Source organism: Microbulbifer sp. THAF38, from assembly GCF_009363535.1.
GTDB lineage: Bacteria > Pseudomonadota > Gammaproteobacteria > Pseudomonadales > Cellvibrionaceae > Microbulbifer.
In genome coordinates this window covers 2,059,215-2,076,164 of the sequence record NZ_CP045369.1, presented here as the reverse complement: position 1 = coordinate 2,076,164, position 16,950 = coordinate 2,059,215, and the positions used below count along the sequence as shown (strand labels likewise).

The following is a 16,950-nucleotide window of genomic DNA, read 5'->3' as shown; positions in this document are numbered from 1 at the left end:
AGATCAGACTTCCCTCGCAGCGCTATTGGATTTGCCCAGCCTCCCTGGCCAAGTGATCGAAATGATCGACCTGAATAGCCTTATCCACCGCATCAGCGGCTTCCCGAAGGGCATCCGCCTCTTCACTACTAATCAAGTTGCGTTGCAGCCCCTCTTCCACTGACTCGCGACTGAGAGTGCGAATACCACCTTTTTTTAGCTTCTCCCGCGCACGCTCCGATGCACAGACTTTATCAAAAGCCTGCTCGACAATATCGATCCCGTCTCCAGGATTGCCGAGGAAAACACCACGAGTTAAACGGTCTCGAGTCTTAGAGGGGTTCAGCAGCAATTCTGCACAGGCCCTAGCCTGGCGATCCGAGGCGGTGTGAATACTGTGTCCCCAAGGCATGGTCAGGAAATGCATTATCTGGCCAAAGAAAGGACGCGGGAAATTCTGAAAGACTTCCAGCAACTGAACTTCAATTTTATGTAAGCCATCGCGCATAGCGTATTCCAATAACGGCAAATCATCTTTTGGATTACCGTCGTCATAGAAACGCTTGAGGGTACAACTCAGCAGATACAACTGGCTGAGTACATCGCCAAGCCGGGAGGAGATCAATTCTTTCCTTTTCAGCTCTCCGCCCAAAGTGATCAGAGAGACTTCTGTAACCAGAGTCAGCACAGCCGAATAGCGATTGATCTGACGGAAATACTTAGCCGCGCCCCCGACATTGCGCGGACTGCTGGCAAAGAGCCCCACGGTCCAACCGTGAAACACTCCACGCAGCAGCGTTTTGACCTGGAACCACATGTGTTTGGGTAACAACCGATCTAATTGCTCCAACCCCTCTTCCGTATTAGGGTTTTCGGCTGCGAGCATTTCATCGAGTATATAGGGATGGCAGCGTATCGCCCCCTGGCCGAAGATCATCAAGCTGCGGGTTAGCAGGTTTGCGCCTTCTACCGTAATCGCCACTGGTACAGCGCGATAAGCATTACCCAAATAATTCAATGGCCCATCCATTATTGCCTTGCCCGCATGGATATCCATGGCGTCATCAATGGCCTGGCGCAGCCCTCCCGTTGCACTGGCTTTCATAATTGCGGTAATGACCGCCGGCTTGATGCCGTCATCCAGCGCCCTGGTAGTTGTTTTGTGGGCACTATCGAGCACGAAGGCAATAGCGGCAATTTCCGCTAAGCGCCGTTGTACCCCTTCAAATCGCCCTACGGGAATATTGAATTGTTCGCGAATACGAGCGTAGGCGCCGGTGGTTCTTGCAGCCATCTTGGCGCCGCCAGTGGAGAGCGAGGGCAGTGAGATACCCCGGCCCGCAGCCAAGGCACTCATCAGCATTTCCCAGCCCTTACCGACGTTCTCCTGGCCACCGATAATCCATTCCATGGGAATAAAAACATCTTTCCCCCAATTGGGGCCATTCTGGAAGGCCTGCATCGCGGGTAGATGGCGCTGACCAATAGTCACGCCCTCGGTATCAGTGGGAACCAGTGCCACGGTAATTCCCAACTCCTCTTTATCGCCGAGAATATGCTCCGGGTCGTACAGCTTAAAGGCGAGCCCCAAAACCGTGGCAATAGGTCCCAGGGTGATGTAGCGCTTGTGCCAGTTGACACGCATGCCCAAGACCTTTTCCCCCTTATAGTCTCCGTAACAAACTTCCCCACGGTCGATCATGGCGGCCGCATCGGAACCTGCCTGAGGGCTGGTCAGGCCAAAACAGGGAATATCCGTGCCATCGGCGAGTCGGGGCAAATAGTGGTCTTTTTGTTCCTGGGTTCCATGGGCAAGCAGTAATTCACCCGGCCCCAGGGAATTTGGCACCATGACTGTCACACCCACGGTGTTACTGCGCGTGGAAATCTTGGTCACTATTTCTGCATGTGCGGTGGGGGAAAAGCCGAGGCCGCCATATTTTTTAGGGATAATGATGCCGAAAAAGCGGTTTTTTCGCAGAAACTCCCATACAGGCTCTGGAATATCGTGCTCGACAAAGCTGATTTGCCAATCGTTGACCATTTTGCAGAGCTCTTCGACAGGCCCGTCGAGAAAGGCCTGCTCCTCCTCACTCAGCTCCGGTGGCCCCATATCCAGCAGTTGCTTCCAATCCGGTTTGCCGGAAAGTAGCTGGGCATCCCACCAAACCTCCCCGGCCTCCATTGCTTCTCGCTCAGTTTGCGATATTGGCGGCAAAACCCTCTTGATAATGTTCAGCAGGGGTTTGGTAAAGAATTTCTTGCGCAGCTCGCTCATTTTTACCTTCCGTAGTATCTGTAGCGGCAAAATACCCAGCCACTTTCCAGAAGCCATGGTGTTATTTCAAAAGACAATGATAGGCAACGAATGGACTTGAGGAGTCGCTGAATGATCTCACAGAGCCTCCACGGCAATAGAACGTTGCAGATACGCCATTTAAGACCCACCTGACGCGAATTTCTTTTCTTCAAGACCTTATCCAGAGCGCCGTTAATGAGCAGAAAAGAGCAGGCGCCCAAGAGAACCTGAAATTTATACGTCAAAAAGATGCATGAGGCGCCAGTTGTCGCGATATCCCTGGGAAAATCTACCTATATTTAGAGAGATGGAATGGACGCCGCAAATGAAGCTCTGGATCAGTTGATAGAAAGCATTGAACTTAGGATGCTCATATGAAGCAGACTCTTGTGAACTCACTTGCCGGTGTTGGACTACTAATAACCCCCACACTGCTCTTCGCCAATCTGGTGGGAGAAGGCCCCCGGTTAGCCCCGGAAGACAGAATTACCCAGGGACAAATTGTGGAGGGTGAACTAACCCTGGATGAAATTCGCCGGGCAGGAATGCTCATCTTTAGCACCCCCTTCAATCGCTACGATGGTTATGGGGATGGCCCACACGATGAATCCCAGCCCGATAACCACTCTGCCGATGCCGGCAATCGGCCGACATTACAGGGCAACGGCACCTTCCTGCGAGTCAATGGTCTCGACTCTCAGAACTGCCTGGAATGCCATAGTATCGTCAGCAACAGGACTGTGCCGCCCACGATGGGTATTGGCGGCGGCGGCGGTTTTAGCACCAGTGCAATGCTGCGTCCGGTAAATATTGATGTCATTGATGAGAGCTTTGATGGTACTGCCGAATATGACGGCCGCCTGATCAACCCCCTCTTTTTATTTGGTTCCGGGGGCATTGAATTAGTGGCTAGAGAAATGACCTTTGAGCTTCAGGGTCTCAAACAATATGCCCTAGACAACCCTGGAACCGTTGTCAGCCTGGATACTAAATCCGTTAATTTTGGCACCATCGTTGCCGATGAGGATGGCAACCTGGATACTAGTAATGTGAAAGGCGTCGATGAGGATTTGGTCGTGCGGCCTTTTGGCAGGAAGGGAGATGTGGCTTCAGCCCGCGAATTCGCGATGGATGCTCTTTCATTTCACATGGGCATGCAAGCGACCGAAAAATTTGGTGGAGAGGATGCCGATGAAGACAATGACGGCGTAACCAATGAAATATCTGTCGGTGATCTTTCAGCGATTAGTATTTTTGTCACCACGCTGGACCGCCCCTTCAAGATAGAATCCACAAAAAATACCGACGGTCGTAAACTGTTCAGTCAAATAGGCTGTGCCGACTGCCATCGACCCGTTATGACCACTGAGCGCAGAAAGTTACCCTACAAGCTGACCGGCTCTCCTGAAGCTCCATTTGAAGATACTTTCTATGAGGTAGATCTGAGTAAACCCCCCACAATTTTTAAAACTATTTTTGGGGCTGGGGTTGAAGTCGAAATGTTCTCAGATCTAAAGCGCCATGATATGGGCATCGCACTATCTGAAACGGCTTTCTTCCTAGATGAGGTACAAAACAGGGAGTTTATTACCGCACGCCTGTGGGGAGTGGCAGACACTGCACCCTACATGCACGATGGCCGTGCTCTCACTTTGGTAGAAGCCATACTGTTACATGATAATCCTGGTAGCGATGCCGGCTATGCCGCAGAAAATTTCCAGAATCTGACAGATGAGGACAAGAACAAGATTCTTTATTTTCTGATGTCCTTACGCATGCCGAGGGACCCGGTTTCTGATTTAATCAATCGATAAACGGCTCCCTGAGAAAAATGCCCGCGGCAGCGAAGTTGCCAGTGGGCATTTTTATTCCCAATCACTTATTGAGGCTGCAGTTCATACCAGTTGTTTTTGTGCAACAATAATGCCGTTGTTATCCCCATAGAGATAATCACCTGGGCGGAAACTCACCCCGCCAAAAGTGACTTCCAGATCCCGCTCGCCAATCCCTTTTTTCTCAGTTTTCATTGGGTGTGTACCCAGGGCCTGCACCCCCAGATCCAGCGCCGCAATCTGATCGACATCGCGGATACAGCCATACATGACAATACCTTCCCAGCCATTAGCGACTGCTTTCTCGGCGAGCATATCCCCAAGGCAGGCACGGCGCAAAGAACCGCCCGCATCAACCACCAAAACCTTGCCCTGCCCAGGTTCTGCAACGAGCTCACGCACCAAAGAATTATCCTCGAAACATTTAATAGTTACGATTTGACCGCCAAAGCTCTCACGACCTCCGTAATTAATAAACATCGGCTCAACCACTTGTACTGCATCGCCGTGGGCATCACACAAATCGGGGGTTGAAATTGACATAAGTCCTCTCGCAATCATTCCGTAAAAAGTGATGATAGCGGTACCGTAACTTTGGTGGCAGGCTGACAAATAAATACCGGGTATCATCCCTGTAGATAATACCCGGCCAAGGCTTCGCTGCTACAAAACTGCTCTATGCGTTACGCCATTTTTAGTGCGTAACACGTACCGGGGTACCTACGCGCACATGGCGATAAAACTTACTTGCCATGTGCGGCGGCATGCGTACACATCCGTGGGAAGCTGGATATCCGGGCACATGACCTGAAGCATGTAGACCGATGCCGCCATTAAAACGAATGTAATTATTCATTTTCGCACCGCGATATACGGTACCGGCAGGGCGGCGGTGCTTACGGGTATTCACATTAGATCTCACAACTCTGCCTGTGCGTCTATCCACATAGCTACCGTAGATCGAAGAGCGGTGATGGGGATGTTTGGACAGTACTCGGAAATGTCCCGGGCGCGTACTGTAGCCCCGCTTGCCCGATGAAATTCTAGAAACCCCAACCAATTTACCGCCTTTGTAGAGATAAGCGCGTTGCTCGCTCAAATCAATTCTGATTGAAGCACTCCCTCCCCTGGCTGCAGCGCGATCATCAAACCAGTTACCTCCACGGGGCTTTGCCATTGCCGGAGGAACAGCGAGTAGCGCCAGGAGACACAACATCAGGAAAATATGCCATATCGGAATTTGTAACTGTCTGCTCGTATGCATAGCTCACCTCAACAACTTTCTCTGTTCTGCCAAAGTGGACGGACAGGAAAACAGCCCTACCGGTACCACTTAAACTTCAACACCGGGGGATTTACCCCTGCAGGTGAATCAGCACCAAAGCAAATTGCGCTAGGTTTTTTTCTATCAACGCGCTGCCTCAGGACTCTTCCGATTCTATTGAGGCTGGTGATAAGACTTAGAATGAATTCTTCTCTTGGCGGGTAAGCCATAGAGTGTTGAATTTTTTCGGTAGTGTGTGATCTGCAAATCTCACACTGAAATAGCAGGATAAAATCCGAAGTTATCGAGGTAAGCGGCAACTGGAGTCTAATTTTTGAGCAGATGCGAAACGGCTCGAACAAAAAAAAACCACAGCCGCGCGAGAGGTGTTTAAATAGAAAAAGCGGCCCTATAGGGCCGCTTTACTAGGAAATCAGGCTTCTTCGTTAGCCAGGAATAGCCAAGTATCCACAGCCGTGTCGGGGTTCAGGGAAACACTGTCAATCCCTTCATCCATCAACCAACGGGCGAAGTCTTTGTGGTCAGAAGGCCCTTGACCGCAAATGCCCACATATTTACCGGCTTTTTTACAGGCCTGAATGGCGCGGGACAGCAAGGCCTTAACCGCAGGGTTTCGCTCATCGAACAGGTCAGCCACCAGGCCGGAATCCCGATCCAGGCCCAGGGTAAGCTGGGTCAGGTCGTTGGAACCGATAGAGAAACCGTCAAAGTGCTGCAGGAACTCTTCGGCCAGCAGAGCATTCGAGGGCAGTTCGCACATCATGATGACCTTCAGGCCACCCTCACCGCGACGCAAGCCATTCTCGGCGAGCAGGCCGACCACCTCTTCCGCCTCTTCCGGCGTGCGCACGAAGGGCACCATAATCTCTACATTGGTCAAGCCCATCTCATCACGCACTTTTTTCAGCGCGCGACACTCCAGAGCGAAGCACTGACGGAAATCTTCGGAGCGGTAACGGGCCGCACCACGGAAACCGAGCATCGGGTTCTCTTCGCTGGGCTCGTACAGCTGACCACCCACCAAGTGTGCATATTCGTTGGACTTAAAGTCTGACAGACGCACAATCACACGATTAGGCGCAAAAGCGGCGGCCAGGGTAGCGATACCTTCCACCAACTTCTCAACAATAAAGTCTTCCGGAGAAGCGTAGCCGCCAATGCGCTCACGGATATTCTGTTGCAGATCTTCCGGCAAACTATCCAGCTCGAGCAGCGCTTTCGGGTGAATACCAATCATGCGGTTCAGGATAAATTCCAAACGCGCCAGGCCAACACCCTGATTGGGCAGGTGGCTGAAAGCAAAAGCGCGATCCGGATTGCCCACGTTGAGCATAATCTTGAAAGGCAGGTCCGGCATCTCGGAAACTTCAGTTTCCTCACGCTGGAAATTCAGCTCGCCAGACATCACAAAACCGGTGTCGCCTTCAGCACAAGATACGGTCACCGGAGTGCCATTTTCCAATAATTCAGTGGCGTTTCCACAGCCAACCACTGCGGGAATCCCCAGTTCGCGGGCAATAATCGCCGCGTGACAGGTACGGCCGCCGCGGTTGGTGACAATTGCGCTGGCTTTCTTCAGAACCGGCTCCCAATCCGGGTCGGTCATATCGGTCACCAGCACCTCGCCGTCCTGCATAGCCGCCATATCTTCAACAGACTTCAGCTTACGCACGCGGCCGGCACCGATGCGCTGACCAATAGCGCGCCCTTCACACAGTACTTCACCGCGCTCCTGCAAGCTGTAGCGCTCTATGTGGGTACCCTGATCGCGGGAGCGTACGGTCTCAGGACGCGCCTGTACGATAAACAGCTTGCCAGTATCGCCGTCTTTGGCCCACTCGATATCCATCGGGCGACCATAGTGCTCTTCAATTTTGCGGGCCTGCACCGCCAGGCTGGTTAACTCTTCATCGTTCAGGGCAAAACGCTGACGATCTTCCTCTGCAACCTCAACGGTTTTTACAGAGCGCCCACACTCACCGCTTTCGTCGTACACCATCTTGATCGCTTTGCTGCCGCGATTGCGACGCAGGATCGCCGGGCGTCCGGCATCCAAAGCAGGCTTGTAGAGGTAGAACTCGTCGGGGTTCACAGCCCCCTGCACAACAGTTTCACCCAAACCGAAGGCCGCGGTGATAAAGATCACATCGCGGAATCCACTTTCGGTATCCAGGGTGAACATCACACCGGCTGCACCAGTTTCACTGCGCACCATGTGCTGAATACCCGCAGATAGAGCAACGCCAACATCCGCGTAACCCGTGTGCACACGATAGGCAATGGCGCGGTCGTTGTAGAGAGAAGCAAAGACTTCTTTAACCGCAGTCAATACCGCATCGATACCGCGGATATTCAGGAAGGTCTCTTGCTGACCAGCGAAAGAGGCATCTGGTAAGTCTTCCGCAGTAGCAGAGGAGCGCACAGCAACGGCTGTCTCACCGCCACCCAGGGCTTCGTAGCCATCGCGGATCTCTTTTTCCAGTTGTGCGGGGAAAGGAGTCTGTAAGATCCAATTGCGAATTTCATCGCCCGCTTTGGCGAGTTCAGTAACATCACCGACATCGAGCCCTTTCAGACGCTCGGCGATACGCTGCTCCAACTGTTCATGGGCCAGGAAAGCCCGAAAGGCCTCCGCAGTAGTCGCAAAGCCGCCCGGTACACTCACACCAGCACCGGCCAGAGATGAGATCATCTCGCCGAGCGATGCGTTTTTACCGCCGACCTTGTCGACATCATCCATTCCCAGTTTTGCAAAGTCGATGGTGAAATTCGTCAAGTGAAGGCCCTCTGAAATCAGGTTTGTTGGGCGCTGATTATAAGGATGAGTCTTGTAAAAAATAGCCCAGTAAAAACGGCCAAAATGTTGTAAATTTTCTACAAGATGACATGGCGCTCAGAAAATAAGACCTTTTGGCCCACCGCCCCTATACTAGCGGCCACTGAAAAGGTCCCGCCAACAGACAGAGAAGCAGCATGGCAAAAGACAAACGCACCGCCTTTTTTATTTCCGATGGAACCGGCCTCACCGTGGAGGCCATTGGCCACAGCCTGTTGGCGCAGTTTCAGGATCAGCATGTCGAGCAGGTGACCCTGCCCTACATAGACTCGGCTGAGAAAGTTCAACAAGCTTTACAGCGTATCGATAGAGCCTCGCAAGAGTCTGGGTTACAGCCCATTATTATTACCAGCATCGTGTCAAATCAGATTCGCGATCAGCTGCACCAAAGCCCCGCACTGATGTTGGATGTATTCGAGAACTACCTGACACCTCTGGCCAATTTATTTGGGCGCGACCCCACTCAAACCGTTAATGTTTCCCATGGCATTGCCAACAATCGCCGCTACAGTGAGCGTATCGATGCGGTGCATTTTGCTATGGACAATGACGACGGCCGCCGTATCAGTGAATTTGAACAGGCGGATGTGATATTGCTCGGGGTCTCCCGCTCCGGCAAAACCCCCACCTGCCTCTATTTAGCCCTACAGTTTGGGCTGCGCGCCGCCAATTACCCCATCACCGAAGAAGATATGGACTCCACCACCCTGCCGAAGATATTGCGCCCCTACCACCGCAAACTCTTCGGCCTCACCATAGACCCCAAGCGGCTGATGCAGATTCGACAGGAAAGACGCGCCAATAGCCGCTACGCTTCTAAAGAACAGTGTGAATTTGAGGTGCGCCAAGTCGAACAGATGCTGAGGCGGGCACAGGTGCCCTTCCTCAACGCCACCCAACTTTCCGTGGAGGAGCTCGCAACCCGCCTGATGTCCCAGGCAGGCATCGAGCGCAGGATTGACTAATAAGGATTGACCAAGGGGCCAGCCGCCCTTTTCACGCCGCGTCAAAGTGTGTAGTGTGCGCCGTCTTCCAGACTGCCGTGTTTTGATATGCAAATAGTCTCCCTGCCCTATTCACTCAATTCTGCCGCGGCCTTTCGGGCGATTGCAGATCTTCCGGTGCCGGTGTGGCTCGATAGCGGCCGCCCTCTCAGCAGCGGTGGCCGATACGATATTATCAGCGCCGACCCCCTCAATACGCTGGAACTGGCAGCAGACAGCAGTGAACCTTTCACTCAAGTGGATGACCTGAGCCGTGAGCTCTGCCCACAGGAGCGGGACTCGCAACTACCCTTCTGCGGAGGGATGATAGGCTTCGCAGGCTATGAACTGGGCACCAGCGGAAACTATTTGCCGGCGGATATCCGGCCCACAGACCTTCCCGCAGGCTTCTTTGGGCTTTATAGCTGGGCTTTTATCGCGGACCATCAGCTGGGTTCCAGCCACCTGGTATTCCACCCAGCCTGCCCAGCCAGGCAGGTACGCGAGCTGATCGATCGCTTTAAATCGGTGCAGTGGGAGCAGGATCAAGATCTGAAAGGCTTTCGACTGTTGGCACCATTCGCCCATGAATTCAGCGCCACGGACTACCAGGAGCGCATTGAACGCATCCTCGAATATATTGCGGCTGGGGATGTCTACCAGGCAAACTTTACTCAGCGCTTCAGTGCCCCTTATGAAGGCGACCTCTTCAGTGCCTATATGGCGTTGCGCCAACGTGTAGCCGGCCCCTTTTCTGCCTTTATGGAGCTACCCCAGGGCAGTCTGCTGAGCTTATCACCGGAGCGTTTTATCCGCGCCGATGGCAGCAGTTTACGCACCGAACCCATCAAGGGCACCGCAGCCAGAGCGGCCGACCCAGTAGAGGATCAACGGGCTGCGTTTACCTTACAGAGAAGCCCTAAAGATCGCGCGGAAAACCTGATGATTGTGGATCTGTTGCGCAATGATTTCAGCAAGTTGTGCCGCAGTGGCAGTGTGCGCGTGCCTGAATTATTCCAGTTGACCAGCTTTGCCAATGTCCACCATTTGGTCAGCGTCGTGACCGGAGAAATGCACGAGGATTCGGCCTATAGCGATCTCCTGGCAGCCTGCTTTCCAGGTGGCTCCATTACTGGCGCCCCCAAGCGCCGCTCTATGGAGGTGATCCGCGAGTTGGAGAGCAGCCCGCGAGGCATCTATTGCGGCAGCATCGGCTATATCAGCAGCTGCGGTCGCGCCGATACCAATATTGCAATCCGCACCTTCAGTGCCAGCAATGGCCGCATTACCTGCGCTGCCGGTGGGGGTATAGTTGCAGACTCTGACCCAGTGGCAGAACACAATGAGTGCCTGGCCAAAGTACACTTACTCCTAGAGACCGCAGAGCAATTCCTCCATTAATTGCCCCGCCCGCCGGGAATCAGCTTCTGGCGGGCTTTCCTGTAGTCTTACTACAGCTTTTTGGTTATAGATTTATCCAGGATTGATATTTCAAAGTTATTAGGCCATCTGATAGATTCAATGCCAGTAGTGCCAATTTCAGCACTTAACTGGATCAAGGAATTTATTGTGAAGATCACACTGGTCAAAAAAATACTTGCCGATGGCTCCCCCTGCGCCAAATGTCGCGATGTGCAGGAAAAACTGGAAGTGAATGGGCAGCTGAAGTTTATCGACCAAACCTTGATAGCCGATGTACGCGACCCGCAAAGTAGCGGCATGCAAATTGCCCAGCAATTTAACGTGGATCGTGCACCATTCTTTGTGGTTGAGCGCGAGGGGCAGGATGCGGAGGTTTACACCGTCTACTTTAAATTGGCCAAAGAAGTGTTGCAGCCGCTGATCCAACAGGCGGAGGCCTCCTAGCCCCCGCTAAGCAGCCACCTTAATAAACTGGCAACTCTTTATCGGCAAATAGCGCATCCACTTCGGCCCTAGACGTGGCGTGCGCCGCCTGGTCCACCAACTCTCGTGTGAGATGCGGTGCAAACTGCTGGATGAAATCATACATAAAGCCCCGCAGAAAAATTCCCTTACGGAAGCCAATCTTGGTGATGCTGGGCTCAAACAGATTACTCGCATCGAGGGCAACCAGATCTTCGTCCTCGCCATCCACCGCCATATCCGCCACTATGCCGATACCCAGTCCCAGCCGCACATAGGTTTTGATAACGTCCGCATCTGCGGCGGTGAATACCACCTTAGGGGAAAGCCCTTTCTCCAGAAACGCCTCATCCAGCTTTGAACGACCGGTAAAGCCAAACACATAAGTGACTATCGGGTATTTGGCAACCTCTTCCAGGTCCAGCTTACTGGCATGGCAGAGAGGGTGATCTTTAGGCACTAGCACACAGCGATTCCAACGGTACACCGGCATCATCACCAGATCACTGAATAGCTCCAGCGCCTCGGTGGCAATGGCGAAATCCGCTGTGCCATCGGCCGCCATTTCCGAGATCTGCATGGGCGTGCCTTGGTGCATATGCAGAGACACATCCGGGTAACGGGAAATAAACAGCTTGATGACCGGGGGCAGCGCGTAACGCGCCTGGGTATGAGTAGTGGCAACTGCCAGGCTGCCCTTCTTGTCATTACTGAACTCTTGGGCAACCTGCTTGATATTTTCCACTTTGCGCATAATTTCGCCAGCGGTCTTGAGGATCGCCTCACCCGCTGGAGTTACCCGGGTCAGGTGCTTGCCGCTGCGGGCAAAAATTTCCACTCCAAGCTCGTCTTCCAAAAGGCGAATCTGCTTGCTGATGCCCGGCTGGGAGGTATAGAGGCTCTGCGCAGTAGCAGAAACGTTGAGATCGTGATGTGCCACTTCCCAGATATATCGCAACTGCTGCAGCTTCATAAGTCCTCCCTTTGGTATCAATCATCCCGCCCCTGGACGAGTGCAACTCTGACAGATAAATTGTTAGTTATAAAAAACATCTTGAGTTATGCGAGAAAAGAATAGCAGCCAATCGAAGCCGGGGCCAACGGACAAATGAATATCCGGTGAAGCGCGGCGAGTGTCAATCAACTTCGAGAGATTAACAGCCCCCCAAAAAGGCTTATACGATTAGGCTTCACTATTAGCGACGTTGGCAATTCCATGTGGTACATGGCCTGTGGCAACATGCTCTGCAGCAGAAGCGCAATGCGCTGGCTGATCATCGAAGAAGACATCGGCACCGAATGCCCGTAGGAATTCCCCCTTCGGCAGCCCACCCAGGAAAACTGATTCATCCACCCGGATATCCCAAGCACGCAGCGTACGAATTACCCGCTCATGGGCTGGAGCCGACCGGGCAGTTACCAGCGCGGTGCGGATTGGGCAGGCTTCCAAACCAAACTCCGCCTGCAATTTTTGTAAGGCCTCAAGGAACCCCTTGAAAGGCCCCCCACCCAGAGGCATCTGTGCCGAGGCTCGCTCGGCCCGGGCAAAGGCGGCGAGCCCATCCCGTTTAAAAATCTGCTCCGCCTCATCGGAAAAGATGACCGCATCACCATCAAAAGCAAAGCGTAAAACATCATCACGCTGTTCACGGTTGCCACCAGCCACCAGAGTCGCCGCAGCAACTCCCTGCTCCAGTGCGCGGCGCACATCCAGGCCATCGGTCGATAGAAACAGGTTGCAACCAAATGGCCCGATATAGCGGTAGGGGCTTTCACCATTGCAAAAGGCCGCCCGGGTAATATCCAAGCCGTAGTGCTCAATCGAGTTGAACACCCGCAGCCCGGTATCTGCACTGTTGCGCGAGAGCAGGATGACCTCGACCCTCGGCTCGCCACCTAGCTGCTCATTGATTTTTAGAAATTTCTCTACTAAATGAAAAGCATCACCTTTCTGCAGAACATCATTCTCCCGCTCCACCTGATAGCGGGAGAAAGCTTGTAAGCCCTGCTCTTCGAAGACTTTATGGCTATCATTCAAGTCAAACAGTGCCCGCGAGGAAATCGCGATTACCAGCTTATCTGGTCGCATAGCCATCAGGGAGCCTCCACATCACCAAGCCCTTCGGGACTGTTATCGTTACGCCTGCCATTTAACAGAGTGAACAGTATTTGCTGTAAATCTTCTCGGGTACGATGGGCACGCCTCTCGGCCTGGTTGACCATCACCAGCAATAGCGCATGGCAACTTTCCAACGTAAGCCTGCCCAGGCGATTCAATTCATTGGGCGGGCAGGCAAAGCCCAAGCGCCGGAACATATCCACCAGGTGCCCGATCACCAGCTCGTCATGACTCTCGTCCAGCTCGTGCAACTCCGGGATTCCCCACATCGCCTGAACCAGTGGCAGTAGCCCGCGCTGCTCACGGTAGACCGTCAATAGGCGCCCAATAAACTCATCAATAAAATTTTCAAGCGCCATGCCTTCGAGGTCTAGCTCTGCCAATTCGGCCATAGCCCCGCTGATGCTGGCGAGCCACTGCTCGCCCATAGCATAGAGAATCGCGTGCTTATTGGGAAAATAGTGATAGAGGGAGCCCACCGAAATATCGAGCTTCCTGGCAATTAGGATTGTGGTGAGGTCGTCGAGACCCACTTCCTCTAGTAGGCGCCCGGTGACATCGAGAATCTGCCTTGCTCGTGCCCGCGCGCGGGCCTGAATGGGCTCACGGCGGGGAGATAACTGGCTTTTACGTTTTGGCTGTTCGGTGTTGGACAAGTTCGGCTTCCCAAATGCAAGTCACGGCATATTAACACCAAAGCAGCCTACAACTTCACCAGTAACTGGCCGCGGCCAACCCCATCAATGCCCAAACCTATCGAGCAGACTGTGGTAGAGCATCCCCAGTACCAGGCCGGGCCAACGCAAAAGAGTCCCTCCTGGAAAAGTCTCTGTTGGAATTTTCGACATAATGTCGAAGCGCTCCTCTGTACCAGCGATGACTTCTGCGAGCAATTTGCCCGCAAAAGTGGCAGTAGGTACCCCATGGCCCGAATAACCCTGGCTGTAATAGACATTGTGCTCTAATCGGCCCATGTGTGGCATGCGGTTCAGAGTGATTGCCAAAGTGCCACCCCAACCATAATCTATTCTCGTCTGCTCAAGCTGCGGATACACTTTCAGCATATTTTTTCGCACAAACTTGCGAATATCTGCGGGAAAACGGGCCGTGTAATTTTCCCCTCCGCCAAAAATCAGGCGGTTATCCCCTGAAAGCTTCCAGTAATTAATAACGAATAGTGTGTCCTGCACCGCGTAATCATTGGCGATCAGTTTCTGTGCAAGAGGTTCGGACAGGGGTTCAGTGGCCAGAATAAAGTTATTAATCGGCATTATTTTGCCAGCCAGACGAGGCTCCAAATTACCAAGATAGCCATTGCAGGCCAGAACCATATTATTTGCTTTCACCTGCCCTTTGGCTGTCTCAACCGTACAGGAATGCCCCCCTCGATAGCCAGTCACTCGGCTGTGCTCAAAGAGTTCGACTCCCGCTTTGACACAGGCTGCCGCCAACCCCAGCCCATAGTTGAGCGGATGAAGGTGCAGTGAACCACTGTCAATTTGCGCCCCCAAATAACGCCTTGTTCCCACAAGGCCACCCATCTCCTGCTCATCGGCATAGCGCACATCGGTGTAGCCGTAACGCTCCTGAAGAAGTTCGGCCTCCTTGCGCAAATAGTTGTCATGGCTGGGCTTGGCGGCAAGATGCATAATCCCCCGCTTCAGATCACAGTGAATTTGATGCTTCTTGATTAACTGCTCGACAAGGTGCACCGCTTCAAGGCTAAATTGCCAGAGCCGTTTGGCAATATCGACACCGAACATTTCCTCCAGGTCACTCTGGCAGCGCCTCTGCCCCACCCCCACATGCCCGCCATTGCGCCCTGAAGCCCCCCAAGCCACACGCTCGGCTTCCAGCAAAGTCACTTTGTAACCCCGTTCAGCCAAATGCAATGCCGTAGAGAGTCCGGTATAGCCTGCACCGATTACGCACACATCCGCTTCCCTGGTGCCTTCCAGCTGAGGATAGGAAGGCAACGGGCTGGCACTTGCGGAGTAGTAGGAATCTGTATAACCAGGTGTGCTTATCATCAATGCAACCCCTTAAGGCGTTGTGTCGGCCGGAGGTTTAGGTTTTCCCAGCCTCCGGGAATTGCCGAATGGTAATTCGCTTTTACCCTCCATGCTAGATCTCCTCCAGACACTATCAATCTATGCCCCAAGCCTATGAGGGCAACAAACTGCTCCGCTAAACAGCATCGGCTATCGCGAGTATGTAGGTCAGGCATATACTGGAGCGACTCTCAGATGGGAACACACCGGAAAAACAAGAGAATGGACAAGATTACAAGTTGGCTGGCAGAGCACGATATTGCAGAAGTGGAATGCCTGGTACCGGATATGTCAGGTAATGCCAGGGGTAAATTCACTCCTACAGATAAATTTCTCACTCAGGACAGCCGTTTACCGGAAAGTATCCTGGTCCAAACCGTGACCGGAGACTATGTCGATGAACACAACGAGCTTGTCGATCCGGCTGATACGGATATGTTACTGGTACCCGATCCCGATTCCGTTCGACTTAACCCCTGGGCCAATGATCCCACTGCTCAAATTATTCATGATTGCTACACCCGGGATGGTCAACCCCATCCGATTAGTACCCGCAATATCCTCAAATTTGTTTTGGAAAAATATAAAGAAAAAGGTTGGAAGCCGGTTGTTGCTCCCGAAGTGGAATTTTACCTGGTGAAACGCAATCTCGATCCAGATGAAAAACTTTCAGCGCCGGTGGGAAGATCTGGCCGCACAGAAAAAACGAGACAGTCTTATAGTATCGATGCCGCCAACGAATACGAACCCATTATTGAGGACATGTATAACTTCTGTGAGGCACAGGGCCTGGATGTGGATACACTGATTCATGAATCCGGGACCGCACAAATGGAAATTAACTTCCTCCATGGCGATCCACTGCAACTCGCCGATCAGGTTTTTACTTTTAAGCGCACGGTTAGAGAAACTGCTTTACGCCACGGGATTTATGCCACCTTTATGGCCAAACCCATGGAAGATGAACCCGGCAGCGCACTGCATCTCCACCAAAGTATTGTCGACACAAAAACAGGAAAAAATATTTTTGTAGACGGCAATGGAAATGAAAACGAAACCTTCATGCATTTTATTGGCGGCATGCAGGAATACACTCCGGGATTCATTAGTTTTCTAGCCCCAAATGTAAATTCTTATCGCCGCTTCACCCCTGAAATGGCTGCGCCTACAAGCCTGCACTGGGGCTATGATAATCGCACAACAGGGCTAAGGGTTCCCGACAGCTCACCCCAGGGAAAAAGATTAGAAAATCGATTTCCTGGTGCCGACTGCAACCCTTACCTCGCCATTGCTGCCTCACTCGCCTGTGGTTATCTTGGCATGATCAATAAAGTGGCACCCAGCGCACCGTATCAGGGCGACTGCTCTAAAGAAGCCATTACTTTACCTCGAACGCAAGAACACGCTCTCAACCTTCTAACAGAATGCGAAGCTGCTACAGAAATGTTTGGCAGAAAATTTGTAAAAGCATGGAACGCAATTAAGCGCGACGAATATGAAGAATTTAACCGGGTGATCAGCTCTTGGGAGCGGGAATATCTTCTTCTTAACGTGTAGATATTCCCAATAAAAATTTTCGAGACTTATCTGAAAATTAATTATTGACTGGCGTATCACCCTTTTATCGGGTTTATTTAGGCGCATCATTTTGGATTCTTCGGCAGGATATTATTTGCTGATTT

Annotated in this window: 13 protein-coding genes; 5 read left to right on the top strand and 8 right to left on the bottom strand. The window is 52.4% G+C overall.

Translation table 11 applies throughout. From position 1 onward, the window contains the following. Positions 1-22: 22 nt before the first annotated feature. Positions 23-2,314, bottom strand: coding sequence for an acyl-CoA dehydrogenase (locus FIU95_RS08895; protein WP_152453408.1), 2,292 nt, complete (start codon positions 2,312-2,314; stop codon positions 23-25). A gap of 338 nt (positions 2,315-2,652) precedes the next feature. Here FIU95_RS08895 and FIU95_RS08890 point away from each other — a divergent pair, with 338 nt between their 5' ends. Next, a complete protein-coding gene (locus tag FIU95_RS08890) occupies positions 2,653-4,092 on the top strand; it encodes a di-heme oxidoredictase family protein (protein ID WP_152453406.1) in 1,440 nt (479 codons plus the stop codon). An 81-nt stretch (positions 4,093-4,173) separates the two neighbouring features. Here FIU95_RS08890 and rraA read toward each other — a convergent pair whose 3' ends face one another. From rraA to ppsA, 3 genes are all read right to left on the bottom strand, one after another. After that, complete coding sequence (gene rraA / locus FIU95_RS08885; RefSeq protein ID WP_152453404.1) at positions 4,174-4,653, bottom strand: ribonuclease E activity regulator RraA; 480 nt, start codon at positions 4,651-4,653, stop codon at positions 4,174-4,176. 151 nt (positions 4,654-4,804) lie between these two features. Then, positions 4,805-5,374, bottom strand: coding sequence for a L,D-transpeptidase family protein (locus FIU95_RS08880; RefSeq protein WP_253868990.1), 570 nt, complete (start codon positions 5,372-5,374; stop codon positions 4,805-4,807). 433 nt (positions 5,375-5,807) lie between these two features. Then, the gene (gene ppsA, locus FIU95_RS08875; RefSeq protein WP_152453402.1) at positions 5,808-8,171 is read right to left on the bottom strand and encodes a phosphoenolpyruvate synthase; all 2,364 of its coding nucleotides are present in this window, start codon (positions 8,169-8,171) and stop codon (positions 5,808-5,810) included. A 197-nt stretch (positions 8,172-8,368) separates the two neighbouring features. Here ppsA and FIU95_RS08870 point away from each other — a divergent pair, with 197 nt between their 5' ends. From FIU95_RS08870 to FIU95_RS08860, 3 genes are all read left to right on the top strand, one after another. Continuing rightward, positions 8,369-9,196 (top strand): pyruvate, water dikinase regulatory protein, encoded by an 828-nt coding sequence (locus tag FIU95_RS08870; RefSeq protein WP_152453400.1) that lies wholly within the window; start codon positions 8,369-8,371, stop codon positions 9,194-9,196. Between the two features lie 87 nt (positions 9,197-9,283). Beyond that, positions 9,284-10,615 carry an aminodeoxychorismate synthase component I gene (pabB, locus tag FIU95_RS08865; protein ID WP_152453398.1) on the top strand — a complete coding sequence of 444 codons (1,332 nt, stop codon included), beginning with the start codon at positions 9,284-9,286 and terminating at the stop codon, positions 10,613-10,615. Between the two features lie 168 nt (positions 10,616-10,783). After that, entirely contained in the window at positions 10,784-11,080 is a 297-nt protein-coding gene (locus FIU95_RS08860; RefSeq protein ID WP_152453396.1) for a hypothetical protein, read from the top strand. A 19-nt stretch (positions 11,081-11,099) separates the two neighbouring features. Here FIU95_RS08860 and cysB read toward each other — a convergent pair whose 3' ends face one another. The 4 genes from cysB to FIU95_RS08840 all read right to left on the bottom strand — a co-directional run bounded on the left by cysB (position 11,100) and on the right by FIU95_RS08840 (position 15,247). Continuing rightward, positions 11,100-12,071 (bottom strand): HTH-type transcriptional regulator CysB, encoded by a 972-nt coding sequence (gene cysB, locus FIU95_RS08855; protein WP_152453394.1) that lies wholly within the window; start codon positions 12,069-12,071, stop codon positions 11,100-11,102. A 210-nt stretch (positions 12,072-12,281) separates the two neighbouring features. Continuing rightward, positions 12,282-13,193 (bottom strand): 5'-nucleotidase, encoded by a 912-nt coding sequence (locus FIU95_RS08850; protein WP_152453392.1) that lies wholly within the window; start codon positions 13,191-13,193, stop codon positions 12,282-12,284. Beyond that, positions 13,193-13,873 carry a TetR/AcrR family transcriptional regulator gene (locus tag FIU95_RS08845; RefSeq protein ID WP_152453390.1) on the bottom strand — a complete coding sequence of 227 codons (681 nt, stop codon included), beginning with the start codon at positions 13,871-13,873 and terminating at the stop codon, positions 13,193-13,195. The genes FIU95_RS08850 and FIU95_RS08845 overlap by 1 nt, the downstream gene beginning before the upstream one ends. Before the next feature lie 84 nt (positions 13,874-13,957). After that, on the bottom strand, positions 13,958-15,247 hold the full coding sequence (locus FIU95_RS08840) for an FAD-binding oxidoreductase (RefSeq protein ID WP_152453388.1): 1,290 nt from the start codon (positions 15,245-15,247) through the stop codon (positions 13,958-13,960). Between the two features lie 243 nt (positions 15,248-15,490). On the opposite strand from FIU95_RS08840, the gene FIU95_RS08835 reads away from it, so the two are divergent. Continuing rightward, positions 15,491-16,825 carry a glutamine synthetase family protein gene (locus tag FIU95_RS08835; RefSeq protein WP_152453386.1) on the top strand — a complete coding sequence of 445 codons (1,335 nt, stop codon included), beginning with the start codon at positions 15,491-15,493 and terminating at the stop codon, positions 16,823-16,825. The last annotated feature ends 125 nt before the right edge of the window (positions 16,826-16,950 follow it).